At 73.5% G+C, this 24,872-nt stretch carries 27 protein-coding genes; 15 read left to right on the forward strand and 12 right to left on the reverse strand.

The window, feature by feature from the left end:
* Window positions 1–33: 33 nt before the first annotated feature.
* The 7 genes from NAG42_RS27980 (at window position 34) to NAG42_RS28010 (ending at window position 6,746) form a co-directional block, all read left to right on the forward strand.
* Window positions 34–723 (forward strand): response regulator transcription factor, encoded by a 690-nt coding sequence (locus NAG42_RS27980; protein ID WP_250034721.1) that lies wholly within the window; start codon window positions 34–36, stop codon window positions 721–723.
* On the forward strand, window positions 720–1,988 hold the full coding sequence (locus NAG42_RS27985) for a HAMP domain-containing sensor histidine kinase (RefSeq protein ID WP_250034723.1): 1,269 nt from the start codon (window positions 720–722) through the stop codon (window positions 1,986–1,988). The genes NAG42_RS27980 and NAG42_RS27985 overlap by 4 nt, the downstream gene beginning before the upstream one ends.
* A gap of 87 nt (window positions 1,989–2,075) precedes the next feature.
* Window positions 2,076–2,780 carry a PepSY domain-containing protein gene (locus NAG42_RS27990; RefSeq protein WP_250034725.1) on the forward strand — a complete coding sequence of 235 codons (705 nt, stop codon included), beginning with the start codon at window positions 2,076–2,078 and terminating at the stop codon, window positions 2,778–2,780.
* Between the two features lie 162 nt (window positions 2,781–2,942).
* Window positions 2,943–3,587 (forward strand): biliverdin-producing heme oxygenase, encoded by a 645-nt coding sequence (locus NAG42_RS27995; RefSeq protein ID WP_250034727.1) that lies wholly within the window; start codon window positions 2,943–2,945, stop codon window positions 3,585–3,587.
* 131 nt (window positions 3,588–3,718) lie between these two features.
* Complete coding sequence (locus NAG42_RS45085) at window positions 3,719–4,741, forward strand: alanine racemase (protein WP_250034729.1); 1,023 nt, start codon at window positions 3,719–3,721, stop codon at window positions 4,739–4,741.
* 16 nt (window positions 4,742–4,757) lie between these two features.
* Entirely contained in the window at window positions 4,758–5,480 is a 723-nt protein-coding gene (locus NAG42_RS28005; protein ID WP_250034731.1) for a GNAT family N-acetyltransferase, read from the forward strand.
* 9 nt (window positions 5,481–5,489) lie between these two features.
* Window positions 5,490–6,746, forward strand: coding sequence for an alpha/beta fold hydrolase (locus tag NAG42_RS28010; protein WP_250034733.1), 1,257 nt, complete (start codon window positions 5,490–5,492; stop codon window positions 6,744–6,746).
* A gap of 4 nt (window positions 6,747–6,750) precedes the next feature.
* Here NAG42_RS28010 and def read toward each other — a convergent pair whose 3' ends face one another.
* Window positions 6,751–7,284, reverse strand: coding sequence for a peptide deformylase (gene def, locus NAG42_RS28015; RefSeq protein ID WP_308201200.1), 534 nt, complete (start codon window positions 7,282–7,284; stop codon window positions 6,751–6,753).
* 139 nt (window positions 7,285–7,423) lie between these two features.
* Between def and NAG42_RS28020 the strand changes: the two genes are divergently transcribed.
* Window positions 7,424–7,585 (forward strand): hypothetical protein, encoded by a 162-nt coding sequence (locus NAG42_RS28020; RefSeq protein ID WP_250034735.1) that lies wholly within the window; start codon window positions 7,424–7,426, stop codon window positions 7,583–7,585.
* 152 nt (window positions 7,586–7,737) lie between these two features.
* Here NAG42_RS28020 and NAG42_RS28025 read toward each other — a convergent pair whose 3' ends face one another.
* The 4 genes from NAG42_RS28025 to NAG42_RS28040 all read right to left on the reverse strand — a co-directional run bounded on the left by NAG42_RS28025 (window position 7,738) and on the right by NAG42_RS28040 (window position 10,392).
* On the reverse strand, window positions 7,738–8,487 hold the full coding sequence (locus tag NAG42_RS28025; RefSeq protein WP_250034737.1) for a phosphotransferase family protein: 750 nt from the start codon (window positions 8,485–8,487) through the stop codon (window positions 7,738–7,740).
* Window positions 8,480–9,301, reverse strand: coding sequence for a DNA-3-methyladenine glycosylase family protein (locus NAG42_RS28030; protein ID WP_250034739.1), 822 nt, complete (start codon window positions 9,299–9,301; stop codon window positions 8,480–8,482). The genes NAG42_RS28025 and NAG42_RS28030 overlap by 8 nt, the downstream gene beginning before the upstream one ends.
* Before the next feature lie 11 nt (window positions 9,302–9,312).
* Window positions 9,313–10,086: a hypothetical protein gene (locus NAG42_RS28035; protein WP_250034741.1), complete on the reverse strand. Its 774-nt coding sequence runs from the start codon at window positions 10,084–10,086 to the stop codon at window positions 9,313–9,315.
* Between the two features lie 120 nt (window positions 10,087–10,206).
* Window positions 10,207–10,392 (reverse strand): hypothetical protein, encoded by a 186-nt coding sequence (locus NAG42_RS28040; RefSeq protein WP_250034743.1) that lies wholly within the window; start codon window positions 10,390–10,392, stop codon window positions 10,207–10,209.
* 558 nt (window positions 10,393–10,950) lie between these two features.
* Between NAG42_RS28040 and NAG42_RS28045 the strand changes: the two genes are divergently transcribed.
* Window positions 10,951–12,312: a dihydrolipoyl dehydrogenase family protein gene (locus NAG42_RS28045; RefSeq protein ID WP_250034745.1), complete on the forward strand. Its 1,362-nt coding sequence runs from the start codon at window positions 10,951–10,953 to the stop codon at window positions 12,310–12,312.
* Window positions 12,313–12,319: 7 nt separating this feature from the next.
* On the opposite strand, the gene NAG42_RS28050 is transcribed toward NAG42_RS28045, so the two are convergent.
* Both NAG42_RS28050 and NAG42_RS28055 read right to left on the reverse strand, forming a co-directional pair.
* On the reverse strand, window positions 12,320–13,078 hold the full coding sequence (locus tag NAG42_RS28050) for a DUF3152 domain-containing protein (protein WP_250034747.1): 759 nt from the start codon (window positions 13,076–13,078) through the stop codon (window positions 12,320–12,322).
* On the reverse strand, window positions 13,017–14,636 hold the full coding sequence (locus NAG42_RS28055) for an ATP-binding cassette domain-containing protein (protein WP_250034749.1): 1,620 nt from the start codon (window positions 14,634–14,636) through the stop codon (window positions 13,017–13,019). The genes NAG42_RS28050 and NAG42_RS28055 overlap by 62 nt, the downstream gene beginning before the upstream one ends.
* Before the next feature lie 400 nt (window positions 14,637–15,036).
* On the opposite strand from NAG42_RS28055, the gene NAG42_RS28060 reads away from it, so the two are divergent.
* Window positions 15,037–15,558, forward strand: a complete 522-nt coding sequence (locus tag NAG42_RS28060) for a GNAT family N-acetyltransferase (RefSeq protein ID WP_250034751.1) — start codon at window positions 15,037–15,039, stop codon at window positions 15,556–15,558.
* Window positions 15,559–15,575: 17 nt separating this feature from the next.
* On the forward strand, window positions 15,576–16,763 hold the full coding sequence (locus NAG42_RS28065) for a dienelactone hydrolase family protein (RefSeq protein WP_250034753.1): 1,188 nt from the start codon (window positions 15,576–15,578) through the stop codon (window positions 16,761–16,763).
* Between the two features lie 283 nt (window positions 16,764–17,046).
* Here the strand turns inward: NAG42_RS28065 and NAG42_RS28070 are convergent, their stop codons facing one another.
* The gene (locus NAG42_RS28070) at window positions 17,047–17,751 is read right to left on the reverse strand and encodes a phosphotransferase (RefSeq protein ID WP_250034756.1); all 705 of its coding nucleotides are present in this window, start codon (window positions 17,749–17,751) and stop codon (window positions 17,047–17,049) included.
* Window positions 17,752–17,840: 89 nt separating this feature from the next.
* Entirely contained in the window at window positions 17,841–18,455 is a 615-nt protein-coding gene (locus NAG42_RS28075) for a GNAT family N-acetyltransferase (RefSeq protein ID WP_250034757.1), read from the reverse strand.
* 223 nt (window positions 18,456–18,678) lie between these two features.
* On the opposite strand from NAG42_RS28075, the gene NAG42_RS28080 reads away from it, so the two are divergent.
* Window positions 18,679–19,602: an alpha/beta fold hydrolase gene (locus tag NAG42_RS28080; protein ID WP_250034759.1), complete on the forward strand. Its 924-nt coding sequence runs from the start codon at window positions 18,679–18,681 to the stop codon at window positions 19,600–19,602.
* Window positions 19,603–19,617: 15 nt separating this feature from the next.
* Here NAG42_RS28080 and NAG42_RS28085 read toward each other — a convergent pair whose 3' ends face one another.
* Window positions 19,618–20,427: a GNAT family N-acetyltransferase gene (locus tag NAG42_RS28085; RefSeq protein ID WP_250034760.1), complete on the reverse strand. Its 810-nt coding sequence runs from the start codon at window positions 20,425–20,427 to the stop codon at window positions 19,618–19,620.
* 102 nt (window positions 20,428–20,529) lie between these two features.
* Here NAG42_RS28085 and NAG42_RS28090 point away from each other — a divergent pair, with 102 nt between their 5' ends.
* The gene (locus tag NAG42_RS28090) at window positions 20,530–22,494 is read left to right on the forward strand and encodes an ABC transporter ATP-binding protein (protein WP_438872456.1); all 1,965 of its coding nucleotides are present in this window, start codon (window positions 20,530–20,532) and stop codon (window positions 22,492–22,494) included.
* 1 nt (window position 22,495) lies between these two features.
* Here the strand turns inward: NAG42_RS28090 and NAG42_RS28095 are convergent, their stop codons facing one another.
* Both NAG42_RS28095 and NAG42_RS28100 read right to left on the reverse strand, forming a co-directional pair.
* Window positions 22,496–23,434, reverse strand: coding sequence for a hypothetical protein (locus tag NAG42_RS28095; protein WP_250034763.1), 939 nt, complete (start codon window positions 23,432–23,434; stop codon window positions 22,496–22,498).
* On the reverse strand, window positions 23,373–23,882 hold the full coding sequence (locus NAG42_RS28100; protein ID WP_250034765.1) for a MarR family winged helix-turn-helix transcriptional regulator: 510 nt from the start codon (window positions 23,880–23,882) through the stop codon (window positions 23,373–23,375). Before NAG42_RS28100 ends, NAG42_RS28095 begins: the two co-directional genes overlap by 62 nt.
* A 78-nt stretch (window positions 23,883–23,960) precedes the next feature.
* On the opposite strand from NAG42_RS28100, the gene NAG42_RS28105 reads away from it, so the two are divergent.
* Both NAG42_RS28105 and NAG42_RS28110 read left to right on the forward strand, forming a co-directional pair.
* Window positions 23,961–24,380: a winged helix DNA-binding protein gene (locus NAG42_RS28105; RefSeq protein ID WP_250034766.1), complete on the forward strand. Its 420-nt coding sequence runs from the start codon at window positions 23,961–23,963 to the stop codon at window positions 24,378–24,380.
* Window positions 24,381–24,398: 18 nt separating this feature from the next.
* Window positions 24,399–24,827, forward strand: coding sequence for a hypothetical protein (locus tag NAG42_RS28110; RefSeq protein ID WP_250034768.1), 429 nt, complete (start codon window positions 24,399–24,401; stop codon window positions 24,825–24,827).
* Window positions 24,828–24,872: the final 45 nt, after the last annotated feature.

Here is a 24,872-nt window from a genome sequence, read left to right on the forward strand (position 1 = left end):
GCGGGGCCGGGCGGGCCGACTACCCTCGGGCCAATGGCCCGGCTGCTGCTGATCGAGGACGACGCGACCATCCGAACCCCGCTGATGCGGGCTCTCAAGGAGCGCGGGCACGCCGTCGCCTCCGTCGCGACGGCCATGGAGGGTGTGCAGGCGGCGCTGACCGACCGGCCCGACCTGGTCGTGCTGGACCTCGGCCTGCCCGACCTCGACGGCCGGGAGGTGTTGCGGATGCTGCGGGCGGTCAGCCAGGTGGCGGTGATCGTGGCGACCGCGCGCGACGACGAGACCGAGATCGTGCGGGTCCTCGACGCGGGGGCCGACGACTACGTGGTCAAGCCGTTCACCGCCGCGCAACTCGAGTCGCGGATCCGGGCGGTGCTGCGGCGCGGCGCGACCCCGCAGGCCGACCCGTCGATCACGGTGGGGGAGCTGACGATCGACCCGGCCGGGCGGCAGGTGCGGCTGGCCGGTGAGAGCGTCGAGCTCACTCCGCGCGAGTTCGACCTGCTGCACCACCTGGCGACCCGGGCCGGGCAGGTGGTCACCAAGCGGGAGCTGCTCACCGAGGTGTGGCAGATCCCGTACGGCGGGGCCGACAAGACCGTCGACGTGCACCTGTCGTGGCTGCGCCGCAAGCTGGGGGAGAGCGCCACCGCCCCGCGTTACCTGCACACCGTGCGCGGCGTCGGCGTGCGGCTGGGCGTACCGGACTCGCCGCGGTGAGGAGCCGGCTCACCCTGCTCGTGCTGGCCACCACGAGCCTCATGATGATCGCGTTCCTGGTGCCGCTGGCCCTGCTCGTCCGGCAGGTCGCGCAGGACCGGGCGACCGTGCGGGCCACCGCCGACATCCAGAGCATCGTCACCCAGGCCGGCACGGCCGATCCGGCCGATCTGCGGGTCACGGTCGAGCAGCTGGCGGCCACGTCGGGCCGTCCGATCTCGGTCTTCCTGCCGGACGGCACCGTGCTGGGCACGCCCTCCTCCCGTACGCCCGCGGTGCGGTTGGCCGCCCTCGGGCGGAGCCTCACCGTGGAATCGGGGGGCGGCCGCGAGATCGTCGTCGCGGTTGGCGGCCGGGTGGATGGCCCGGCCGTCATCCGTACGGTGGTCTCGGCCGCCGAGGGCAACGCCGGGGTGACCCGGTCCTGGTTCGTGTTGTTCGGGCTGGGCGCGCTGCTGGTGGCGCTGGGCGTTCTGGTGGCCGACCGGCTGGCCCGGACGATCGTGCGGCCGATCACCGACCTCTCCGACGTCTCGCACCGTCTCGCCGGCGCCGAGCTGACCGCGCGGGCGTCACCGGAAGGACCGCGGGAGGTCCGGGAGGTGGCCGGCGCGCTGAACCACCTGGCCGGCCGCATCCAGGAGCTGCTGCGGGCCGAGCGGGAGCAGGTCGCCGACCTCTCGCACCGGTTGCGCACGCCGCTGACCGCGCTGCGCCTGGAAGCCGAGGGGCTGCGTGATCCGGAGGAGAGCGCCCGGCTCGGTGCGGCCGCCGACGCGCTGGAACGGGCGGTGAGCGGGCTGATCCAGCAGGCCCGGCGGCGCACGGACGGGGAGGCGGAGCCGGCGCTGTGCGACGCGGCGGTGGTGGTGGCCGATCGGGCGGCGTTCTGGGCGGTGCTGGCCGAGGACACCGGACGCGAGATGACCGTCGATCTGGTGGCCGGTCCGCAGCCGGTCGCGGTGAGTGCCGACGAGCTGGCCGCGGCCATCGACGCGCTCCTGGGCAACGTCTTCGCGCACACCCCGGACGAAACCCCCTTTTCCGTACGGCTGGAAGCGGTGCCGGGCGGGGCGGTGCTGACGATCGCCGACCGGGGGCCGGGGATGCCGGCCGGTCTGATCCGGCGCGGGGTCAGTGGCGGGGACTCGACCGGCCTGGGTCTGGACATCGCCCGCCGGGCCGCCCAGACCGCCGGCGGCCACCTGGAGATCACCGGCGCCGATGGCGGGTCGGTGGTGACGATGACGCTCGGGCGGCCTTAACCGGGCCTTAGCGATCTTGCGGTGCGCCGCTATCCAAGAAAGCGGGAGTCTCCTGGTGTCAGCAGGAAACAACCGGGAGGAAATATCATGAAGCGCTCGTACGCTCTGGCCGCCGCTGTCGGGGCTGTCGCCGTTCTCGGGCTGGCGGGTACGGCTCTGGCCGCCGCCGACGACAGCTCCACGCCGTCCGCCGCCCCGTCCTCACCTTCGCCTTCGTCCTCGGCCTCACCTTCGTCCTCGTCGTCGTCCTCGTCGGATACGTTGCGCGGTGACGGCAGCCTCGACGACGACTCCGGTGCGTCGCCGTCGGCGTCCGCGACGGTCGAGCCGGGCTCGGTCACGCCGACTCCGCGGGGCAGTGGTTCGGCCTCGTCGGGGCTAGGCAGCGCGGCCGGTGGTGCCGCGACGTCGTTCTCGGCCGAGCAGGCGCGGGCCAAGGCGCTGGCCACGGTCGGCGGGGGCCGGGTGACCAAGGTGGAGGCCGAGACCGAGCACGGGCGGGCGGTCTGGGAGATCGAGGTCTGGTTCAACGGTGTCGAGCACGACCTCGACATCGACCGCCGGACCGGCGCCGTCACCGACCACGACCGTGACCCCGCCGACGACCGCGGCAGGGACGACGCCCGGGGCAGTGGCGATGACGACGATCGGGGCCGCGGCGAGGACGACCGTCACGGTGATGACGGCCGTCGCGGTGGGGACAGCAGCGGCCGGGGTGGGGACGATGACCGCCACGGCGACGACCACGGCCGGCACGGTGGTGACGACGACCGCCACGGCGACGACGACTGACCGGGCGTGGCGCCGCTCCGGGCGGCCGGATTCTCAGGGATTCGGCCGCCCGTTTCGGCGCGTATGCCGGGTCGGATCGGAATGTCAAGTCCATGGTGATCTTGCGTTGTGGCGGTTCCTTAGGTGAGGCTGACCTAAGACGTCGCTGGAAGGTTGTGGCCCATGACTGATTTCGCCGCCCGGATCCGCCGCGCCACCATGGCCGAGCACCGTGACGCCGAGACGCGCAGCTTCATCTCGCGGCTGATGGCCGGTGAGGTCTCCTACGCCGGATACGCCGCCCTGACCGCCCAGTACCTGCACATCTACCGCGAGCTGGAAGCGGCCGCCGTCCCGATGCGCGACAACGTGATCGCGGCCGGGTTCGCCGACCCGGTGCTCGACCGGGTGCCGTCGCTCGAGGCCGACGTGGCACATCTCGGCTCGGCGGCGATCGAGCCCCTGCCCGCCACCCGGCGCTACGTCGAACGTCTGCGCGCCCACTGCCACACGTCGCCGGCGCACTTCATCGCCCACCACTACGTCCGCTACCTCGGTGATCTCAGCGGTGGGCTGATGGTGGGGAAGTCGGTGTCCCGGACCTACGGGCTGGGCCGCGAGGGCGTGTCGTTCTACACGTTCGCCGGCATCCCGGACGCCAAGGCCTACAAGATCGCCTACCGCGAGCGCCTCGACCGGCTGCCGTCGGTGCTCGGCCCGGCCGTGCTCGACGAGCTGCTCGCCGAGTCGCAGCTGGCGTTCCGGCTCAACGCGGCGATCTTCGCCGAGCTGGGCGACCGGCACCCGGCCGCGGTGGCAGCAGCCTGATCGCCGGCATGAGCGAGGTCGATGGCGGCCGAACGGGCGCACTCGGGTGCCGCTCCGCGGCCACCCGCTTTTGACCCGCGAGATGTAGGCCTAGGTTCCTAGGATGCTTTAGAACCTGCGATCATGGGCACGTGGAGACCCCTTACGTGGCTGTCGATGTGGATGTGCTCGAGCGGAATCTGGCCGGCATGGCGGCGAGCGCGGCCGATCGCGGGCTGACGTTGCGGCCGCACGCCAAGACGCACAAGACCCTGGAGATCGCGCGGCGGCAGATCCGGCACGGCGCGGCCGGTCTGACGGTGGCGACGGTGCGGGAGGCCGAGATCTTCGCGGACGGCGGGGTGGGTGACCTCTTCATCGCGTACCCGATCTGGCCCTCGCCCGAGCGGGCCCGGCGCCTGCGCGAGCTGGCCGGCCGCGTCGCCCTGCGGGTCGGCATCGACTCGCTCGAGAGCGCCGAAGCCCTGGCCCGGGCGGTCGGCCCGCTCGACGTGCTGGTCGAGGTGGACAGCGGGCACCATCGCAGCGGTGTGCGGCCCGCCGACGCCGAGGCGCTCACCGCGGCGGCGGAGAAGCTGGGCCATCGCGTACGGGGGATCTTCACGTTTCCCGGTCACAGCTACGGACCCGGCTTGCGGGATCAGGCCGCGCTCGACGAGGCCCGGGCCCTGGTCGACGCGGATCCGCACGCCGAGGTCCGCAGCGGCGGCTCGACGCCGACGGCGGAGCTGGCCGACCTCGGGCCGCTCAACGAGATCCGCCCCGGGGTGTACGTCTTCAACGACGCGCAACAGGTCGAGCTGGGCATCCGCGACTTCGGCGACGTGGCCCTGACCGTGGCGGCGACAGTTGTCAGCCGTACGGGGAACCGGGTGATCGCCGACGCCGGCAGCAAGGTCCTCGGGGCCGACCGGCTCGCCTTCGCCACCGGGTTCGGCCGCCTCCCGGACGTGCCCGGCGCGCGGATCGTCGCGCTCTCCGAGCATCACGCCACCATCGAGTTCCCCGACGAGCCGCCCGCCCGCGGCGACGTCGTGCGCATCGCCCCCAACCACGTCTGCACCACCGTCAACCTGGTCGACGAGCTGGTCGTCGTCTCCGGCGGCGCCCAGGTCGACAGCTGGCGGGTCGCCGCCCGGGGCGCCAACAGCTGACCGGTAATTTGATCGGGTGACCACGCCGTACCGCTCCGAGATCAGGCTCCGTCTGGACGACCCCGCCGCGCAGCGGGACGTGATGGCCCTCGGCTACCGCCGCGAGGGGATAGCCCGGGGCGCGGGTCCGGACCGGGAGGACATGAGTGTCTGGGCGCGGCTGGCCGACGACCCGGAGGGCCCGGCGCCGCGGGTGCTGCCCGACCTGCCGGGGGGCGAGCTCACCGACGGGGTGATCCGGGTGCGGCCGCTGCGGGCCGAGGATCTCGACGGCTGGTACGAGCTGCGCACCCTGCCCGAGGTGGTGGCGACCTCGGTGCCGCCGGAGGCGCCGCCCCGGGCGGAGGTCGAGCGTCTCTTCGCGTACGCCGAAGGTCGCTGGCTGGCCGGCGAGGCCGCCGCCATGAGCATCGTCGACGCCCGGAGCGGATCGTTCGCCGGTCAGATCGCGCTGTACTACTTCCAGCCGCACCATCGCGAGGGGATGCTCGGCTACGGGGTGCTGCCGGCGTTCCGCGGCCGGGGTTACGCGCGGCGGGCGGTTGAGCTGGTGACCCGGTGGGCCTTCAACGAGGCGCGGCTGCAGCGGGTGGTGGCCGGCGCGGCGGTCGACAACATCGGCTCGCAGAAGACGTTGCAGGCGGCCGGGTTCGAGGTCGAGGCGCGGCAGGTGGGCATGTTGCCCGCTCCGGGCGGAGGCCGCGTCGACAGCGTGCTTTATGTCAGACGCCGCCTCTAGGGTTCGGTCATGAAAGCTCACCCCGGGGTCCTCTTCACCGACCACACCGTCACCGTGCCGCTCGACCATCGCCGGCCCGGCGGGGAGACGATCGAGGTCTTCGCGCGCGAGGTCGTCGCGTCCGGGCGGCCGGTCGGCGATCTGCCGTGGCTCGTGTTCTTTCAGGGCGGGCCGGGCGGCATCCCGCCGCGGCCGTTGCGGGCCGAGGGGTGGATCGGGCGGGCCGTCCGGACCCACCGCGTGCTGCTGCTCGACCAGCGCGGCACGGGCCGCAGCACGCCGTTGACGGCCCGCACGGCCGGTGGCCGCTCAGCCCGGGAGCTGGCCGACTATCTGCGCCTGTTCCGGGCCGACAGCATCGTGGCCGACGCCGAGGTGCTGCGCGGGCGGGTGGCCGGGGGAGAGCGGTGGGATTCGCTGGGGCAGAGCTACGGCGGGTTCGTGACGATGAGCTACCTGTCGCAGGCGCCCGAGGGTTTGCGCACCTGCTATGTGACCGGCGGCTTGCCCGGTCTGACGGCGTCGGCCGACGAGGTCTACGCGAGGACCTATCCGCGGGTGGCCGCCAAGAACGCGGAGTATCACCGCGCCTTCCCCGGCGATGCCGCCGCGCTGCGCCGGATCGCCGACCACCTGGCCGCCACCGATGTGCGGCTGCCCGACGGCGACCGCCTGACCGTCGAGCGGTTCCGGTCCCTGGGCATCGTCCTGGGCATGAGCTACGGGTTCGCCATGCTGCATTGGCTGCTCGACGAGGCTTGGCACGGCGACCATCTGTCGGCCACCTTCCTGTACGAGGTGATGGCCCAGACCGCCTTCGTCGACAAGCCGCTCTACGCCCTCCAGGAGTATTGCTACACCTTCCCGGGCAGCGGCCCCTCCGGCTGGGCGGCCGAGCGGGCCCTGGCGCGGCGGCCGGAGTTCGCCGCCGGCGCCGACCCGCTGCTGCTGACCGGCGAGATGATGTATCCCTGGATGTTCGAGCAGACCGCGGCCCTGCGCCCGTTCGCCGCCGCGGCTGACCTGCTGGCCGAAGCCGACGACTGGCCGGCGCTGTATGACGTGGCTCGGTTGGCGGCCAACGAGGTGCCGGTGCTGGCCGCCGTCTACCACGACGACATGTATGTCGACGCCGGCCTCTCGCTGGAGACGGCGGCCACCGTCGGCAATGTCCGCACCTGGGTCACCAACGAGTACGAGCACGACGGTCTGCGCTCGGGCGGTGAGGCCGTGCTGGGTCACCTGATGGACATGGCGGCCGAGTAACCCCTCAGTGCGGGCTGACCTTCACCCGGGCGCCGGCCCAGGCGGCCGCGCCGATCGTGGCCAGGATGCGCTCCTGGCCCTCCGGGTCCTGGCGGTCGATGAAAAGCACGCCGTCGAGGTGGTCGGTCTCGTGCTGCAGGCAGCGGGCCAGCAGACCCTCGCCGACGATCTGCACCGGGTCGCCGTGCTTGGTCAGGCCCCGGGCGACCACGTTCCGCCGCCGCCGGGTGTCGAGGTAGATGCCGGGGATCGACAGGCAGCCCTCCGGACCGTACTGCTCCTCGTCGTCGGGGAACTCCAGGCCCGGGTTGATCAGGTGGTCGAGTCCGATGTCGTTGCCCGGCAGATCCGGGTTGATGGCGAACACGCGCAGGCCGACGCCGATCTGCGGGGCGGCCAGGCCCGCGCCCCGCGACTGGGCGAGGGTCTCACCGAGGTCGGCGACCAGCCGGTGCAGCTCGGCGTCGAAGACGGTGACCGGCTCGGCGACCTGGCGCAGCACCGGGTCGCCGACCTTCCGGATCGAAACAACGGTCATGTGGCACCTCCACTGTCCGACGGTAGCGAAGTCAGCCGATGCGGCGGTTTTCGGCCCCGGGTGTTCAGCCTGTGAGATCCGGCCGCGCCGACCGGCCGGTTCGGGTGAACTGGCGCGACTCCTACGGACGGGTGCACCGATGAACAACCACGGCTGGCCGGCCCGCACCGGTCGCGCGCCGATCGCGGGCGGGCGTTGTCCCGTCACGTTCCGGCGGCGGCACGCGACGCTGCTCGCGGCCCGCCGGTCTCCGCGCTGCCGCGACGCCGCCCGCCGCCTGTTCCCGCGACCCGCCCGGTGACCGCCCGCCGCCTCATCCCGCGGCGCGCCCGGTGACTGCGGGCCGCCTGTTCCCGCGGCCGGCCAGGTGACCGCCGGTCGCCTGTTCCCGCGGCGCGCCCGGTGACCGCGGGTCGCCGGTTTCCGCGGCCCGCCAGGTGACCGCCGGTCGCCTCAGGCGAGCACCGACCGCCCAGCGGTGTGGCGTTCGCGCAGATCGGCCGGGGTGAGGTCGAGCCGTCCGAGGTCGTGGTAGTTGTCGATCCACGTCTCGACGGTGTCCGCCGACTTGTCCAGGGCTCGCCGGTCCCACTCGGGCCGATCCGGGACGACCAGGCCGGCGGCGTCCTGATAGGCGTCGAGGAAGTCGTCGGCCACGCCCGGGCCGTGCAGCAGCACCAGGTCGAGCCGGCACCAGCTCACGTCGAAGCCGCGGGGCGCGGACCGCGCGGCCGACCAGTCGACAACCCCGGTGAGCTGCCCCTCCTCGTAGAGGACGTTGCCCGACCAGTAGTCGAAGTGGGTCAGCACGTCACCGGCGGCCGTGCCGGCGAACGGCGCGGCGTGCACCCGGGCGAGGATGCGGCCCAGCGCCTCCGGCTGGGCCAGGAGGATCTCGGCCTGGCCGGGCAACCGGCTGATCACAACCGAGGGCTCGCCGAAGCGGGCCCCGGCCGGATCGGCCGCGATCAGCCGGGGCGCGAGCCCGTCCAGCCCGTCGAGCAGGCCGAGGATCCGGGCTTTCCGGGCGGACGCCGAGTCGCCCGGCGGGAACCGGCGCAGCACGACCTCGGTCACGCCGCCGGACTCGATCAGGTGGGTCGCCGCGTGGGTGCCGCCCGCGAGTCGGCGTACGGCGGTGATCGGAGCGCCGGTGACGTCGGCGACCCAGGCCAGTGCCGCGGGCGGGGGCGCGTCAACCACGGCGTTCGCGCAGGGCGCGCAGGTGCAGGCTCGCCCACGTCCGGTACGGGCGCCACGCCTCGGAGACCTGCTCGGCGGTCGCACCCGGCCCGTACCGGAAGGCGATCTCGGCCTGCAGGCGGGACTCATGGCGGGGCACGCCGTCGGGGTGGTTGGCCCCGCGCAGGACGACCAGCTCGGCGGCGAACGGGCCGAGGCCCTTCACCTGCCGCACCCGCAGGACGGCGTCCTCGGCGGTCAGGTCGCGCAGACCCTCGAACACGCCGTCGAGGGCAGCCTCGGCGACCGCGTGCAGGTATTCGGTCTTGCGTCCGGGCAGCTCGGCGTCGAGCGACCGAAGCCGGTGCGGCGCCGGGAAAGCACCGTCGTCGTCGAGCAGCTCGGTGCGCAGTCGCGCGGCCTGGGCGATCCGCACGCGCTGCGACAGCACGGCCCAGGCCGCCGCCTCATAAGGGGAGTGGAAGCCGCACGGGCGCAGACCGGGCAGCTCGCGGCGGGCGGCCGCGATGACCGGGTCACGCTCGCCGACCCCGGGCCAGCCGCGGCCGTCCACGTCGAGGGCCAGGAAACGGGCGGTCTGCTCGGCGGCCGCGGCCAGATCCCCGTCACCGCGGACGGTGACGTGCGCGGAGGTGCCGACCTGCCGGACCGTCGCGGTGGCCGTCGACCAGTCGCGCTCGACGCGGAACACCGTCCGCAGGGCCTGGTCGCTCTGGCCCCGCAGGGCCGCGGGGGCGAACCCCTCCCAGAAACCCCGGCTGGTCGCCGGCGACCAGGGTCCGGCCACCTCCCGTACGACGGTGTGCTCGCGCATGCGTCCCCCGCTCACAGGCCCACGGCCGTGGCGGCCCGGTCGTAGCGTCGCGCCTCGTCACGCACGTCCGGGAGGTCGTCGCGCTCGTTGGTGGTCGCCATCCGGAACAGTAACGCCCGCGCCACCGCCGGCACGCTCACGCCGAGCGCCTGCGGCAGCGAGGGCGGCGCATCGTGCCAGCAGAGCGCATCGGCGACGACAACCCCTTCCGCGTATGCCGGTGGGCGCCAATACGGCGAGATGTCGATGACGGCCGGCGGCAGCCCCGGAGCGAAGAGCACATTCTGCGTCAGGTCGGCGTGCACGAGCTGGTCCCGGCCGAGCGGCTCCAGTGCGGTGGTCAGCCGGGCCGCGACCTCGGCGAACCCGGGCCGGAAACGCGTGGACCGCTCACCCCAGGCGACCCGGTCGCCGCGGGCCCACCAGTCCTGGCGCGCGTCGAGGAAGGCGGGGCGTTCGAGATGCGCGACGGCCCGGTGGAAGGCCCGCCCCGCCGCGATGATGTCGTGCCAGGTCGACGCTTTCGAGTAGTCGGGCTCGGCGCCCTCCACCCACCGCGTGGCCGACCACCCGGCACAGTCGGAAAACCCTTCCCGCGTACGGGCGGGGGCGGCCAGCCGGAACTCGGCCGACCGCACGTCGGCGAGCGCTGCGACGCCCGGCCCGGCGTCCGGCTTGAACACCAGATCCCCGGCCCGCCACGACGTGCCCTGCCCACCGGCCAGCGCCCGAGCGGGCCCGTCGACCCCGAAGGCGTACAGCACAGCGGCCGGCGGGGCGATCATGCCCCGGCACGCTAGATCCCGGACACGACCCTGTCGACGGCTTTTCCGCCGGCGAGCGTCTTCCCCCGATCCCCGCGCCCGATTCCGCTCCGTTGCCGAGCAGGTCAGCTCGAGTCCCGGTCAGGCGCCGTCGAAGAGGGCGGCCACCTGGTTCGAGTTCATCGCCGACGCCGGCCGGTCCTGCACTGTTCGCGTATCAACCGACTCTTCGGTGTCGTAGGGCAGCACCCGCCCGGGCAAACGCCCAAAACGCTGTCGCCGCACCTGATCGTGCTGATCCGCCGGCGCAGTCTCGTCTTCCCCCATCCCACCATTCAACCTCGCGAGCGGCACGATCCGATGGCCGTTCCCCTCCCGCAGTGAGCCGTGAGGCGCAGCGAGGCGACGCAGTGGCCGGTCGGCCGGATTAAAGCCCACGGGTACGGGCCTGGTCCCGGACTGGTATGCGGGACATGAGGCGCAATGAGGTGACGTAGCGGCCGGTCGACCGGTGTGAACGTCACGGGTATGGGCGCTGCGCGTACTGGAGTGGCCGGCTCGTCGCGAGCTGCGTGCTCAGCCGCCGCTGCCCCGGCGATTTTGGCCGTTACCCATCACTCACGTCGCCGTGGTGGGGTGAGCGCTCTGGGCGCGCCAGCGCCCTGCTCACCGCGCCGCGGCCCTCGGCGGGAGCAACGGTCCGTACACATCACCCCGCTACGACATGTCTTGCTCTGTGCTTGAAACCCACCATATACAAAGCCCGGCCGTTCGATGTCGGCCACCGCACCCGTCCGCTTTTCTCGGCGATGAAGCGGCGGATGGTGAGGAACGTCTGGTGGGGAGCGGGTGTCATGCGGGGCGGTGGGGGTCGATCATGGGGGTATGCAGAGTTACGACGTGGTGGTGGTCGGGGCCGGACCCGGTGGGGAGGTCGCGGCGGGGAAGCTGGCCGGGGCCGGGCTGAGCGTGGCGATCGTGGAGGGGGAGCTGGTCGGCGGGGAGTGCTCGTTCTACGCGTGCATCCCGTCGAAGGCGCTGCTCCGACCGGGGGAGCTGCTCGAGGAGGTACGGCGGGTGCCGGGGGCGGCCGAGGCGGTCAGCGGTGAGCTCGACGTCGCGGCGGTGCTGCGTAAGCGGGACGACCTGATCGGGCACCTGGACGACTCGGGGCAGGTGCCCTGGCTCACCGACCGGGGCGTCACTCTGGTGCGCGGCTGGGGCCGGCTCGTGGGGGAGCGGCAGGTGGCGGTCGGCGACGAGGTGCTGCAGGCGCGCCAGGCGGTCATCCTGGCCGGTGGCACCCGGGCGTTGCTGCCCGACATCGACGGGATCGACCAGGTCAAGCCGTGGACCAACCGGGAGGCGACGACGACCCAGGAGGTGCCGGCGTCGCTCATCGTGATCGGTGGGGGTGTGGTCGGGTCCGAGCTGAGCCAGGCCTTCGTGTCGCTGGGCTCGCAGGTCACGCTGGTGGTCGGGCGGGGGGTGCTGCCGAAGGAGGAGGACTTCGCCGGGCTGCAGGTGGCCGAGCGCCTGGCCGAGCAGGGGGTCGACATCCGTACGGGGCACCGGCCGACCGCGATGCGCCGGGATGCCGCCGGAGTGACGGTGACGCTGGGCGACGGCAGTACGGTGACCGCCGAGCAGGTTCTGATCGCCACCGGCCGTACGCCGCAAGCAGTGGACCTGGGTCTCGAGGCCGTGGGTGTGAAGAGCGAAGGTTTTGTCGAGGTCGACGCGCACATGCGGGTGCCGGGGCAGGACTGGCTCTACGTGATCGGTGACCTGAACGGGCGGGCGCTCTACACGCACATGGCGAAGTATCAGGCGGCGATCGCGGCCGGGGAGATCCTGGGCCGCCCGATGGTCGCCGAGCATCTCGCCGACGGGCCCGGCGCGCCCCGGGTGATCTTCACGTCGCCGCAGGTCGCCGCGGTCGGTCACACCACGTCGAGCGCGGCCGGGGCCGGCCTCGGCGTGCGCATCGTCGACGTCGGCACCGAGGCCAACGCGGGCGGCTCGTATTCGGGCGGCGGCCCCGGCACGGCCCGCTTCCTCATCGACGAGCAGCGCGGCGTGCTGGTCGGCGCGACCATCACCGGCACCGCGGTGGCCGAGTTCCTGCAGGCGGCCACGATCGCCATCGTCGGCGAGGTCCCGATCACCCGCCTGCGGCACGCGATCCCGTCGTTCCCGACCCGCAGCGAGCTGTGGCTGTACCTGTTCAACGAGCTCGGCATCTGAATCTTGGTCAGCCGGCCGGTGGCTGGTCGGGGTATTGGCCGGAGGGGCCGTGATAGGGCCGGCCGTCCGGGTAGGGCCAGGCGTTGGTGGTGCAGCCGTGCAGGCCCAGCGTCTGCTGTTGCATGACCGGGGCCGGCTCGCCCGGGCCGGGGCAGCGCTCGTGGCCGTGGCCGAGCCGGTGGCCGACCTCGTGGTTGACCAGGTATTTCCGGTACGTCGCGAGCTTGCCCCGATAGAAGGGAACCCCCTTGGCCCAGCGGGCGACGTTCAGCACGACCTTGTTGCCGTTGCGGCACGACGTGTATCCCTCGGGGACGTCGTCGCAGAGGCGGTCGCGGGTGGCCGGCGTGGCCAGGTAGAGGGTGAAGTCGTTCGCCTGACCCGGCCCGACCTGGCGGAACCGCCACTGGTGGCCGCGGATCCAGCCCCGCGGGTCGGCCAGGGTGGCTTCGGCCGCCGCGGCGAGACCCTCGGGGGACACCCCGGTGATGTCCTGCTCGACCGCGACGCGGTAGCGCAGCAGCCGCCCGCCCCGGCCGGCCGTCGCCGTGCCGGCCGGGGCGAACCGCCACCGGCCGGCACCCCGCTGGGGGTAGGCGATCGGCTTCGGCCGGGGCGTGGACCGGGAGGGCGCCGAAGCGCGCGCCGGGGTGGACGCCGCCGTGGGCACCGGGGCGACCGGTGGCGGTCCGGTCGCAGCGGTGTCACAGGCGGTCAGCGTGCCCGCCACGAGCAGCGCCGTGGCCCAACGTTCGATGCGCAGCATTCATGCCCTCCGACCGACATGACGGTGCTGCCGGGCCCTCGCGTTGCACCTCTGAGGAATTGATCACCAACGTGGGCCAGTCGCGGAGGTCCGCCAGCATCTGACGATCGTGCGTAGCCACCACGACAGCCATCGCTGTGGCCCGCAGACCCGCCGTCAGCTCCTCGACCACGGCGGCGGACAGGTGGTTGGTCGGTTCGTCCAGGATCACCACGTCAGGAACCCCGCCGCCGACGGCCGGGGATCCGGGGGTGGTGCCGTTCAGGACTGCTTCGAGATGGCGGCGGCGTTGCTGGCCGGAGGACAGACACGCAGGGGAAGTGGGCACTTCTTGCGCCAGATAGCCGATCCGCGCGCCGCCGAGCAGTTTCAGCTGTCCGGTCGTGAGCGCGAGCGCACCGGCCAGCGCGGCCAGCAAGGTGGACTTGCCGGCTCCGTTCGGGCCGGTCACGAGCAGGCGATCACCGCCGTTCAGGCGCACCGTCACCGGAGACGGCAGGCGGCCCGCCACCGTGAGACCGACGGCGTCGACGAGCGGAGCGCCCGGACGCGTGTCACTCGCCGGGAAGCGCAACGGCTCGGGCGGCGGGGGCAGCGTGATCCGGTGCGCCGCCAGCGCCTCCTGGCGGCGCCGCAGAGCCTGCACGACGCCGGGCGTGCGGGACTGCCGCTTGTGCCGCCCGACGCCTTTGTCCGGCCGCCAGCCCGTGCTGAGCCGGCCGCGGGCCTCGTCGACCGCCCCGGCCAGCCGCTGGTGCTCGGCCACCTGGGCGTCGTACTCCCGCACCCAGCGCTCCCGCTCGCGCTGGCGTCCCTGCTGCCAGCCGGCGTAACCGCCCGCGTAGAGCCGCGGGCGCCCGTCCGGCGTCGGGTCGAGATCGAGGAACTCCCGGGCCACCTCGCGCAGCAGCACGCGGTCGTGCGTGACGATCAGGACACCGCCCGGGTGCTGCCGCAAGCGGTCGGTGAGAAAGGCCAGGCCGGTCGCATCGAGGTGGTTGGTCGGCTCGTCCAGGATCAGCAGGTCGGGCCGGGCGCCGAGCACACAGGCCAGCCGCACCCGGTAGCGCTGCCCCACCGACAGCGTGTCGAGCCGACGGCCGCGATCGGTGCACGCCTCCAGGGCTTCCAGCGCGACGTCGACGCGCCGCTCGGCGTCCCAGGCGTCGAGCCGGGTCGCCTCGTCCAGGGCTGCCGCGTAGGCCGTCGGGTCGGACGCGACCGTCTTGAGCGCGGCCTCGAGTCGTTCGAGGGCGCGCTGTGCCGGCCCGATCGCCGTGGCGACGAGGGTGCCGACGGTTTCGCCGGCATTCGCGGCCAGTTCCTGCTCGGCGACGCCGATCGTGCCGGCTCGGCGCACGGTGCCCTGATCGGGTTCGGTGCGCCCGGCGAGGACGTTCAGCAGCGTTGTCTTGCCGCTGCCGTTGGGCCCGGCGACAGCCAGGCGGGAGCGCGCGGAGACGGTCACGTCGACGCCGTCGAGGACGACGCGGTCGCCTCGGACGACGCGGAGGCCTTCCGCGCGTACGTGGGCATTGGTGGTGTCGAGGATGTTCACGGTCTGCTCTCGGCTCGTCTGGGAGCCGGGCAGCGCGAGGCGCACCGCCCGGTGAGGACACCAGGACGGCGGGGTTTCAGTGAGTCCCGGCCGCCGTCAGCGGCCGGAACGCAACCTCATCGAAGCAGTCGACATGCGGGCCACGCTACCGACGGCCGGCCGGCTCCGCCTCTCATTAACGGCGGTGTCCCAGATCACACTGCGCCGACCGTGATGACGCTGCCGGCGGTGTCATCTCTCGTCGGCAGGCCGCATCCTCGGCCTCCGACGACGCCGCGGCGTTGTTGTCGCGGGCCGCTGGTGCCTCCCTGTCCGGGGTGGCCGGCCGGGCCGCTCCGTCGAGCTGAGCCCGTCGCCGCGCCGGTCGACCAGGGGTCCGCTCGTGGCTACCGTCGGCCGCATGGCTGAGCTGATCCTCCCGACGACCCGCCTGCACGACGCTTTCGCCGACTGCCACGAGGAGTGGGGGCCGGGACTGCACGAGGACGGGTTCGGGCTGGGCCCCGACGACGATGTGCACTCCGCGGCCGGGTTCGCGAGCTGGGTGCACCAGCGGGTCCGCTACGCGCATCCGGCCGGGACGCCCTGCCCGCCGCCCCGGCACGGCTCTCCACGATGGATCGTCGAGGACGGCCGGGTGCTCGGCGGCATAGCGCTGCGGCACTGGGAGTCCGACCTCGGCCACATCGGTTACGGCGTCCGGCCGTCGGCCCGCCGGCGGGGGCTGGCGAGCTGGGCGCTGGGCCGGATGCTGGGGGAAGCCCGCGCCGCCCTCGGCCTCGACCGCGTTCTCGTGCCGTGCCTGGCCGGCAATCTCGCGTCGGCGCGCACGATCGAGCGCAACGGCGGCGTCCTCGAGGAGATCCGGGAGACCGGCCACGGCCCGGTGCGCCGCTACTGGATCTCGCTGGCCGGGCTCTGACAGCGGTATCGTCCGGCGTGGATCGGATCCGGCGGTGGTCGCTGCCCTTGCTCGCGCTGATACTGGCGGTCACCGGCAGCGTGCTTCTGGCCCGCGCCGGTGACGGCCTCGAACGGCGGCACGTCGTGGTCGGTGGCGTCCCGCTCGACGTGGTGCGCCCGGCCGGATCGCCGCCGGGCCCGGGCGTGGTGGTGGCGCACGGCTACGCCGGATCGGCCCGGCTGATGGCGCAGTTCGGCGACACCCTGGCCGCCCGGGGCTTCACCGTCGTGCTGCCCGACCTCGATGGGCACGGCGCGAACACCCGGTCGCCGGTCGATCTGCGGAACGACCTGGACGTGGCGGTCGCCCACCTGCGCGGTCTGCCCGGCGTCGACTCCCGGCGGATCGCGCTGGTCGGGCACTCGATGGGGGCGGGCGCGGTGACCGAGTACGCGGTGGACCACCCGGAGATCGCCGCGACCGTGGCGATCTCGCTGCCCGGCGCGTCACCCTTGCCGCCGGACCGGCCCGACCGCCTGCTCCTGCTGGTGGGCGGGCTGGAATTCGCGGGCTTCCGGGAGGCCGCCGAGGAGGCCGTCGCGGGCGCCCGGGTGGAACGTTCCATGGTGATCGTGCCCGGCGTCGAGCACATCTCGATCCTGTACGCGCCCCGCACCCACCGCCTGACCGCGGACTGGCTGTCGGACGCCGACGGTCCGCTGCCCTCGCCGGTGCGCCGGCTCACTGCCGCAGGGCTGCTCCTGCTCGGCCTGCTCGTCGGCTTCCCGGTGGTGGCCGGGCTGCTGCTGCGCTCGCCGGTCACGGCTCCGCTGACCATCGCGTACGCCGCGGCCGCGATCGCCGTCCCGCTGCATCTCGGCTTCACCCACGCCGTCCCGGCCGGGTCCCGATGGTGGTTGCTGCTCGCGATGTGGGCCGCTTTCGCCGTCCTGGCCTTTGTCGCGGGGCTTGCCCCCGGCGGCACGCTCGCCGCCGATCTCATCGTCGCCGTCGTCACGGTGGTGGCTCTGACCGCCGCCGCGGTGTCCGGCCTGGCCCCCGGTTTCATCCTGCTCGTCGTGCCGCTGCTGGGGGTGCTGATGGTGATCCAGGCCGGTCTGGCCGCGGTGCTGCGCGCCCGCTCGGCCCCGCCCTGGCTGATCGCGCTGACCGGCTCACTGCTGGTCGCCTGGCCGATCGCCACCACGCTGCCGGTCCTATGACCGGAGTGAGCGCCCGCTGCCGGTCCTATGACCGGAGTGAGCGCCCGCTGCCGGTCCTATGACCGGAGTGAGCGCCCGCTGCCGGTCCTATGACCGGAGTGAGCGCCCGCTGCCGGTCCTATGACCGGAGTGAGCGGCCGCTGCCGGTCCTATGACCGGAGTGAGCGGCCGCTGCCGGTCCTATGACCGGAGTGAGCGGCCGCTGCCGGTCCTATGACGCAAGCGAGCGAGTACTTGAGCCGTTCCGCCGAGGCCCGATCGACCTCGGGAATGCGAGGGGAGGTCACGGTCCAGCGCAGTGTTCGGGCCGAGGACCTCGAGCAGCGACGAGCGCAACGCGGTCAGCACGTCCGGCTGCTCGGCCAGCAGCAGGTGACCCAGGCGGCGCAGCGCCTGCAGCACCGCGCCGGCCGTGGCGCCCTACCCGGCCGGGTCGGCCCGGCCCGGTCTGCTCGGGCGGCAGACAGTGCAGCGTCCCCTCGATCTCGCGCAGGGTGCCGAAGGCCGCCTGGTCCTCGGTGAACAGGCTGCACGAGTCGAAGTCGACGACGACCGGGCGCCCGTCGTCGTCGACCAGGATGTTCGTGGTGTTGAGGTCCTTGTGCACGACGCCGCGGGCGTGCATGCCGGCGACGATCCGGGCCAGGCGGTGCGCCGGCCGGGGCACGCCGGCCAGGTCGATCTCGTGCGCCGCGATCGCGTACGCGAGGGTCCGCTCGTCCTCGTCGGCGAGCAGTTCGGCGTCCGGGTGGGTCCAGCGGGCGAGACGCCCCATCCCGGGCAGGCCGGTCAGCCGGAGCAGGATGGCGTGCTCCCGGCGGCGGCGGGACGGGCCCGCCGGGCCGAGGAACTCCTTCCAGATGACGGTCGTCTCGCCGTCGGCCAGGTAGAGGCGTTTGATCAGCGTGCGGTCGGTCGCCGAAAGCACGACGTGATGCGAGCCGGCCGTGGACAGCACCGGCTGTCCCTGCGTGCTCTCGGCACCCATCGTCACCGTCCGTCGCACCCGCCCCGCAACCGCCGCGAGGCGCCCCCTTCCTGCTCGGCGCGCATCGGCGAGCCGTGAGGAAAGCAGGGTCAGGCCGCGCGCAGCATCGTCCACTCCGCGCGCGGCACGAAGCCGAGCCGCTCGAAGAAGGGCACGGTGTCGTCGCTCGCGTGCAGATAGGCGGTGTGCGCACCGGCGGCCCGGCCCCGGCGCAGGATCGCCTCGGTGAGCACCCGGGCGTAGCCCTGCCCGCGATAGGCCGGCAGGGTGCCGACGTTGGCCACGCCGAGCTGGTTGCGGGTGAGCAGGCCGGCGCCGGCCGCGACGACCAGACCGCTGGTCGTCTCGGCCACGTAGGCCCCGATCAGCGGGTTGGCCAGGACCTCGGCCGTGTAGACGCGGGCGACGACCTCGTCCGGCACGCCGAAGGCCTGCCCGGCGACGTGGGCGAAGGTCTCGTACTCGTCGCTGGCCAGCCGGCGGACCAGGGCCAGCTCGGCCGGGACGGAACCGGTCGAGGTGCGGCCCTCGAGCCCGGCCGTCATGAAGTGCTGTTCGTCGCCGCCGGTCAGGCCGAGCAGGGTGTCGGTGGGCCGGACCCGGGGGCGGCTGCGGACGTGGGCACGCCGGCGCGAGGTGGCCAGCATCTCGACCGCGGCGCGGAAGGCACGCGCGGACGATTCGATCGCATTGTCGTGCTGCATGGGACCTTCAGATGCTCTTCAGCGGGCGGACGTGAATCCGCCTCTTGTTTACGCGGGAACAATAGCTCGCGCCGCGCCGGGAACGGCTGACCGGCGGCAAGGGACCCGGGGGTGCGGCCCGGGCCCGGACCCGGGTCTCGCACGGGTCCGGGCTCCGGCGGACCCGGGAAGGGTGGTCGTAGGGGATCGGACGATCGGTGGGGGGAAACCTGCGATGAGGATCATGACGCATCACCGGCCATTGCGCCGGGGCGGGCACGTCGTGGACGTGTGCGGAATGGCGCTGCGCTACCACGTGCGCGGCACCGGCGGGCCGGTGTGTGTGGTGCTGCCGGGCGGCCCGGGACTGTCCTGGGAGTACCTGCGGGCACCGGCGCTCGAACTGGGCCTGACCGTCGTCCACGTCGAGCCGCTGGGCTCCGGCGAGTCGGGCCGGCTGCCCACCCACCCGTACGGCTACGACCGCGCCTTCCACGCGCGGGCGCTGGACCGGCTGCTCGACCACCTCGGCCAGGACCAGGTGTACCTGCTCGGTCACGGGCACGGCGGCCGGGTCGCCCAGTACTACGCGCTGCGCCGGCCCGCGCGCCTGGCCGGGCTGATCCTGCACGGCAGCTCCCCGGTCGGCGGAGCCGAGCTGGAGGAGGAGACCCGGCACCAGTTCGACCGTTTCATCCGGCGCAACCAGGCCAACCCGGCGCTGCCGGCGGTCATCGACGCGGCCCGGCTGCTTCCCACGATCACCGACGAGCGGCTGCTCACCGCGGCCGCGCGGCGCATGTTCCCGGCCCTGGTCGCCCACTACTGGGGCCGCCGCGAGGAGCTCTCCCCGCTGCGGGCCAAGATCCGGTTCTCGTACGTGTCCTCGCGGCGAGCCGACGGCACGGCCGACCCGATCGACGACCGGCAGCCGCTGCGCAGCCTGCGCGTGCCCACCCTGGTGGTCGCGGGCAGCTACGACATCGCCGGCGGCCTGCGCTGGGGACGCGAGCTGCAGTCGCTCATCCCGAACGCCCGCCTGCTGGTGCTTCCCTGGAGCGGCCACCTGGGCCACGTCGAGGAGCCGGAGCGCTTCGCCGAGGCGGTCACCGGCTTCGTGACCGCCACCCGGCCGGCGCTGCTGCGGGACGACGTGCTCGCGGCCTGAGCGGGCCCGCGCGGTTCAGTCGCCGAAGCTGTCGTCGGCGCCGGTGGGCTGCAGGAAGTGGATCGCCGTGGCCGGGCGCAGGCCAATCCGCTCGTACACGGGCCGGCCGGCCACGGTCGTGTGCAGCACCACGCGCCGGTGGCCGGTGGCCCGGGTGCCCTCGGCGATGACCTGGCGGGCGGCGGCCTGGCCGAAACCGCGGCGCGACTCCTCGCGCAGGGTGGCCACGAAGGCCACCACCAGCGAGCCCGCGCTCGGGATGGCCGCGCCACAGGTGACCGCCTGGCCGTTGCGGTAGCCGAGCCAGGCGTACGCCTCGTCGAGCCACAGCCTCGAGCCGGCGAACGCCTCGTGGCCCACCGCCGGCGGCATGTCGTAGGCGAGGGCGTTGAGCTCGCCGAAGGTCCGGAGGTCGTCCTCGGTCTCGACCCGCCGGAACTGCAGGCCGGCGTGGTGCGGCTCGGCCGGCGACAGCTCGCCGTCCATGCCCCACCCGGTGAACGCGATCTCCAGCCCCGCCTCGCTCGCCCGGTCCGCCAGCTCGGCCCGGGCGCGCGGGCTCAGCAGATCCTCGAACACCCAGAGGTAGCCGTCCTCCGGCCTCGCCCGCAGGAACGCGTCCGCCCGCACCAGTTCCTCGCTGAGCTCCTCGGCCGGGATGTCGTCACCGCTCAGCGTGAGCGCGTTGAAGAACCCGAACGGGCTGCCGGCCCACAGCGGCCCGGCGCCGTCGTCACCGGCCGGCCGCCCACCCCGCGCGGCCACGATCCGGCTCCACACCGCGACCAGCTGATCCCTCGACTCGACGGCTCCCACGATCGGCACCCACTCTCTCCCGGTCCGGCGTCGCCCGGTCCATACCCGATGGCTCGCCTCGGCAGGCCCATTGTGCTGCCCGCCACCGTGAGTTGATTCATGCCCATGGACATGTGCCTAACTCTTTCGGGGAGGCGACAGGGCCCCGCCGAGCGGCGAGTGTGGAGGGTGCCGGACCCCACGAGGAGCGAGGTGCCTGTGAGCGTCACGAACGAGACGGTGCTGCCCGAACTGCGCAACGCCTGGTGGGAGCACGGCGTCCGGAGACGGGCCGAGACCGGGGTGCTCGGGGTCTTCGCCGAGCTGCCGCAGTTCGTCCGGCAGGCGATCGGCGTCGCCTGGCGGGCCGACCGGATCCGGACGTCGGTGGTCGGCCTGGCCACCCTCGGCAGCGGGGCCATGGCCACCTTCGGGCTGCTGTCGACGCAGAAGCTGCTCGTCGCGCTGTTCGCCGGTGGCCCCACGCCCGATCGGGTGCGGGCAGCCCTGCCGGCCCTGATCGCGCTCGCGGCGGCGACGGCCTTGCGGGGCGCGCTGGGCATCGCGATCGGCTACGCCCAGAACGGCCTGACCCCGCGCGTCAACCAGGCGGCCGAGCGCCGCCTCTTCGAGACCACGACGGCCGTACGCCTGGACGCCTTCGACGCCGATGCCTTCGCCGACGACATGGAACGGGCCAGCCGCGGCAGCGACGCGGCCAACGGTCTCGTGCACGACACTTCCAACGTCCTGGCCGGTTTCGTCGGCCTGGTCGCCGTGGCCGTGGCCGTCGTGCTGATCAACCCCTGGCTGCTGCTCGCCCTGCTGGTGGCCACCCTGCCCAACGGGTACGCCGCCCTGCGCGCGGGCCACCTGCGGTACTCCAGCTATCTGGCCGGCTCGGTCCGCCGCCGCCGGCGCAACGTGCTGGAACGCCAGATGGCCGACCGCGAGTCGGCGCCCGAGCTGCGGTCGTACGGTCTGCGCCGGTTCCTGCTCGGCCAGTACGACATGGTGATGGGCGCCCAGACCACCGAGGACCTGACCCTGGCCCGGCGGGTCACGACCACCACCAGCGTCGGCGCGGTGATCAGCGGGATCGGCCTGGGCGGGGTGTGGCTGCTGCTCGGTTTCCTGCTGGCCGGCGGGCACATCCCGCTGTCGGCCGCGGTGACCTGTGTGGTCGCCGTCCAGGCGGCCCAGCGGGCCCTGTCGACGGTCACCTTCCAGCTCGACGGCATGTTCACCGACGGCCAGTTCTTCAAGGAGTACGTCAACTTCCTGGAACGGGCCAAGCGCTACATGCCGGCGGCCGGGAAGACCGGGCGGCCGCAGCCGGAGCCGTTGCGCCGCCTCGACATCCGGGCCGTGAGCCTGCGCTACCCCGACCGCGACATCCCCGCCGTCGACCAGGTCACGCTGAGCATCGAGGCCGGCCAGACCGTCGCGTTCGTGGGCGAGAACGGCTCGGGCAAGTCGACCCTGGCCGCGATGATCGCCGCGCTGCGCTCCACCACCGGCGGCGTCATCGAGTGGAACGGCCGTCCGCTGGCCGGCTGGGACCGCGACGCCCTCCTCGCCCGGGTCGCCGTCGTGCTGCAGGAGCACCACAAATGGCCGTACACGGCGGCGACCAACATCGCGATGGGCGACCTGTCGGCCGACGCCGAGCAGGAGCGGATCGAGGGCGCCGCGCGGCGGGCGGCCGCGCACGAGACCATCCTGTCGCTGCCGCACGGCTATCGGACGCTGCTCGACCGGACGTTCAAGGAAGGCCACGACCTGTCCGGTGGTCAGTGGCAGCGGATCACCGCCGCGCGCGGCTTCTACCGCGACGCCGACCTGCTCATCATGGACGAGCCGTCGTCGGCCCTCGACCCCCGTGCCGAGGAGGCGCTGTTCCAGGCCATCCGCAGCCGTCAGGGCCACCGCACGACGATCCTGATCACCCACCGGCTGGCCAACGTCAAGCACGCCGACCGGATTTTCGTGCTGCACGAGGGCGCCCTCGTCGAGCAAGGTGACCACGCCGAGCTGATGGCCGCGGGCGGTCGCTATGCCGGGCTGTTCACCTTGCAGGCGGCCGGATACCGCTGACCTACCCCGGCCAGAGGTCGGGGTCGGCCCAGGCCCCGGTGATGGCCAGATCGGCGTTCTGGCCGCGCTGCCGGGCGAACCGCAGGGCCAGGCGCTGCAACTGCACCGTCATCGGGATCTGGTCGAGCAGCACCGATCCGGTGGCCGCCGCGGTGGTCAGCGTGGCCACCTGGAGGCGCTCGAGGACGGCGGCGTGCCGCAGGGCCGTGGTGAGCTCGTCGGGGTCGGCGGTGGGTTGCAGGACCAGCAGGGTGTCGGCGGCCGTGTAGGGGACCGCGCCGCCGTGCAGGAGGCGGTCGGGATCGAAGCCCTCACACAGGATGCGGGCGCCCTCGCGGATCTTCAGCGCGCCCTCGCGAGCCGTGACCGACCAGGGACCCGGGCCGACGATGGCCATGGCCCGGGCCGGGGCGGGCACCTCGCCCGGCTCCTCGCCGAGCAGTCCGGCCACGGCCCGGACGGCATCCGGGCGGCCGGGCGAGCCCAGATGGTGGGCGATCTGGGCGAGGACGGTCAGGGCGGCGGTGTAGCTGACCGTGTACGTCTCGGACTTCTCGGCCAGCGGCGTGCGGACCGCCTCGGGCCAGTCGGCGCCGGGGCCGGTCACCGCGACGAGGGGGAGACCGGCGTCCAGGGCGATCCGGCGGCTGCGCCGGGCGTACGCGGTCTGGCCGGTATGGGTGATGACGACCGCGGCGTCGCCGTCGCGGACCAGGTCGCGGGTGAAGGCGTTGGCGGCGGTCCACCGGGCGTCGTGGCCGGCCGCCGTCAGCTCGGCGGCGCCCAGCTCGGCGGCGTGCAGGCTGCTCCCGGTGCCGATCAGCCAGATCCGGCGGGCCCCGGCCAGGCGCGCGGCGGCCGGCCCGGTGCGGTCGTCGTCAGCGAGACCGCGGATCACCGCCGCCTGGGCCGCGATCATGCCGGCGAGCTGTGCGGTCATGGGGGTCCTCCCGGTTTCCGTGGTGATCGACCAGGATCGTCAGCAGGTCGGTGAGCTGGGCCCGCTGGGCCGGGGTGAGCGGGGCGAACACATCGTCGTCGACGGCCGCCAGGAGCTGGTCGAGCGTGTGCAGCTGCCGGCGACCGGCGGCGGTGATCCGGACCAGATTGCGGCGCTTGTCGGCCGGGTCGGGGGCCCGCTCGATCTGGCCGCGGCCGGACAGCTCGTTGAGGACGGCCACCAGATCGCTGCGGTAGACGCGGGTGCGGTCGCTCAGCCGGGACTGGCTGGCCGGCCCGAACTCGTCGAGAGTGGCCAGCACCGCGTAGTGCCACTTGCGGGCGCCGGCCCCCGCCAGCTCCTCGGTGACCCGGCGGTCGGCGTGCACGGCGGCCAGCGACAGCAACCGTGTCCGCAAGGTCCGCAGCCGCTCGGCGCCCTCGTTCACCCCCTGACCCTAGCACTTGCGTTAGTCCCACTAACGACCTAGCGTCAGCGTTAGGCAGACTAACGAAAGGACGACGCCATGACGACGATCCCGTTCGGCGCTCAGCTCATCGGGCGCACGGAGAAGGCGCTCAACGCCATCCTCGACCGCTCACTCGCCGGTCGTGGCTTGACCGAGCCGCAGTGGGTGGCCCTCACGCTGACCGTGACCGCCGACGGCGCCGACCCCGCCGTTCGCCTCGCCCAGGCCCTGCGGATCGCCGAGCCCGTCGCCCGTGAGCGCCTGGCCGAGCTGGCCGCGGCGGGCCTGGTGCGCCCGGCCGCCGCGGGCGGTGCCGCCGAGCCCACCGAGCGCGGCCAGGAGCTGTGGCGAGAGGTGAGCGCCGAGCTCGCCGGCGTGACCGGCGAGCTGTGGGGTGACCTGCCCGAGGGTGATCGCGAGGCGGCCGCGCGCGTGCTCAGGACCGTCCTCTCCCGGGCCGACGCCTTTCTCGCCTAGCTCGACTACGATCCGCGCATGACAACCGTGGCGACCCGCATCAGCTCGCCGACCCGCGGCCGCCGCCGGGCCGGGGGATGGGTTCTGGTGGCGGCCGAGCTCGGCTTCGTCGCGCTCTACGCGGTGGGTCTCTCCCTGTCGCTGGCCCGCGCAGCCGAGCTGGCCGGGCACTGGCACATCCCCGAGCAGGGCGACGCCTTCACCGCCGAGCTCGACATCCTGGGCGGCTGGACCTGGGCCTTCCTCGCGGTCCCGGTGGTGACCAGCGGCTTCATGGTCGCCGTTGTGGGATTGCTCGTGTCGCTCGTCGTGCTGCTGAGCGGCTACGCCAAGGGTCACCGCCGGTTGATCGGGGCGCTGGTCGCCTCGACCGCCACGATGGTGCTGCTGCTGATCGTCACGCTCACCCCGGCGGCGATGTCCGTCTCCGGCTGGCTGCTCGACTGACAAGCTGGTCGGAGCCGACGCGCGACGCACACTGGTTTTCCCCTT

Origin of the sequence: Paractinoplanes maris, from assembly GCF_023544465.1 — a bacterium.
Lineage (GTDB): Bacteria > Actinomycetota > Actinomycetes > Mycobacteriales > Micromonosporaceae > Actinoplanes > Actinoplanes maris.

Bases quoted from the DNA above. Each gene is read 5' to 3' on its own strand.
- NAG42_RS28075 (WP_250034757.1), bottom strand. From the start codon at position 18,455: ATGCAGCACGACAATGCGATCGAATCGTCCGCGCGTGCCTTCCGCGCC.
- NAG42_RS28045 (WP_250034745.1), top strand. From the start codon at position 10,951: ATGCAGAGTTACGACGTGGTGGTGGTCGGGGCCGGACCCGGTGGGGAG.
- NAG42_RS28095 (WP_250034763.1), bottom strand. From the start codon at position 23,434: ATGACCGCACAGCTCGCCGGCATGATCGCGGCCCAGGCGGCGGTGATC.
- NAG42_RS28040 (WP_250034743.1), bottom strand. From the start codon at position 10,392: ATGGGGGAAGACGAGACTGCGCCGGCGGATCAGCACGATCAGGTGCGG.
- NAG42_RS28070 (WP_250034756.1), bottom strand. From the start codon at position 17,751: ATGGGTGCCGAGAGCACGCAGGGACAGCCGGTGCTGTCCACGGCCGGC.
- NAG42_RS28020 (WP_250034735.1), top strand. From the start codon at position 7,424: ATGAACAACCACGGCTGGCCGGCCCGCACCGGTCGCGCGCCGATCGCG.
- def (WP_308201200.1), bottom strand. From the start codon at position 7,284: ATGACCGTTGTTTCGATCCGGAAGGTCGGCGACCCGGTGCTGCGCCAG.
- NAG42_RS28035 (WP_250034741.1), bottom strand. From the start codon at position 10,086: ATGATCGCCCCGCCGGCCGCTGTGCTGTACGCCTTCGGGGTCGACGGG.
- NAG42_RS28030 (WP_250034739.1), bottom strand. From the start codon at position 9,301: ATGCGCGAGCACACCGTCGTACGGGAGGTGGCCGGACCCTGGTCGCCG.
- NAG42_RS28060 (WP_250034751.1), top strand. From the start codon at position 15,037: ATGGCTGAGCTGATCCTCCCGACGACCCGCCTGCACGACGCTTTCGCC.
- NAG42_RS28080 (WP_250034759.1), top strand. From the start codon at position 18,679: ATGACGCATCACCGGCCATTGCGCCGGGGCGGGCACGTCGTGGACGTG.
- NAG42_RS27980 (WP_250034721.1), top strand. From the start codon at position 34: ATGGCCCGGCTGCTGCTGATCGAGGACGACGCGACCATCCGAACCCCG.
- NAG42_RS27990 (WP_250034725.1), top strand. From the start codon at position 2,076: ATGAAGCGCTCGTACGCTCTGGCCGCCGCTGTCGGGGCTGTCGCCGTT.
- NAG42_RS28110 (WP_250034768.1), top strand. From the start codon at position 24,399: ATGACAACCGTGGCGACCCGCATCAGCTCGCCGACCCGCGGCCGCCGC.
- NAG42_RS27995 (WP_250034727.1), top strand. From the start codon at position 2,943: ATGACTGATTTCGCCGCCCGGATCCGCCGCGCCACCATGGCCGAGCAC.
- NAG42_RS28050 (WP_250034747.1), bottom strand. From the start codon at position 13,078: ATGCTGCGCATCGAACGTTGGGCCACGGCGCTGCTCGTGGCGGGCACG.
- NAG42_RS28090 (WP_438872456.1), top strand. From the start codon at position 20,530: ATGTGCCTAACTCTTTCGGGGAGGCGACAGGGCCCCGCCGAGCGGCGA.
- NAG42_RS28105 (WP_250034766.1), top strand. From the start codon at position 23,961: ATGACGACGATCCCGTTCGGCGCTCAGCTCATCGGGCGCACGGAGAAG.
- NAG42_RS28010 (WP_250034733.1), top strand. From the start codon at position 5,490: ATGAAAGCTCACCCCGGGGTCCTCTTCACCGACCACACCGTCACCGTG.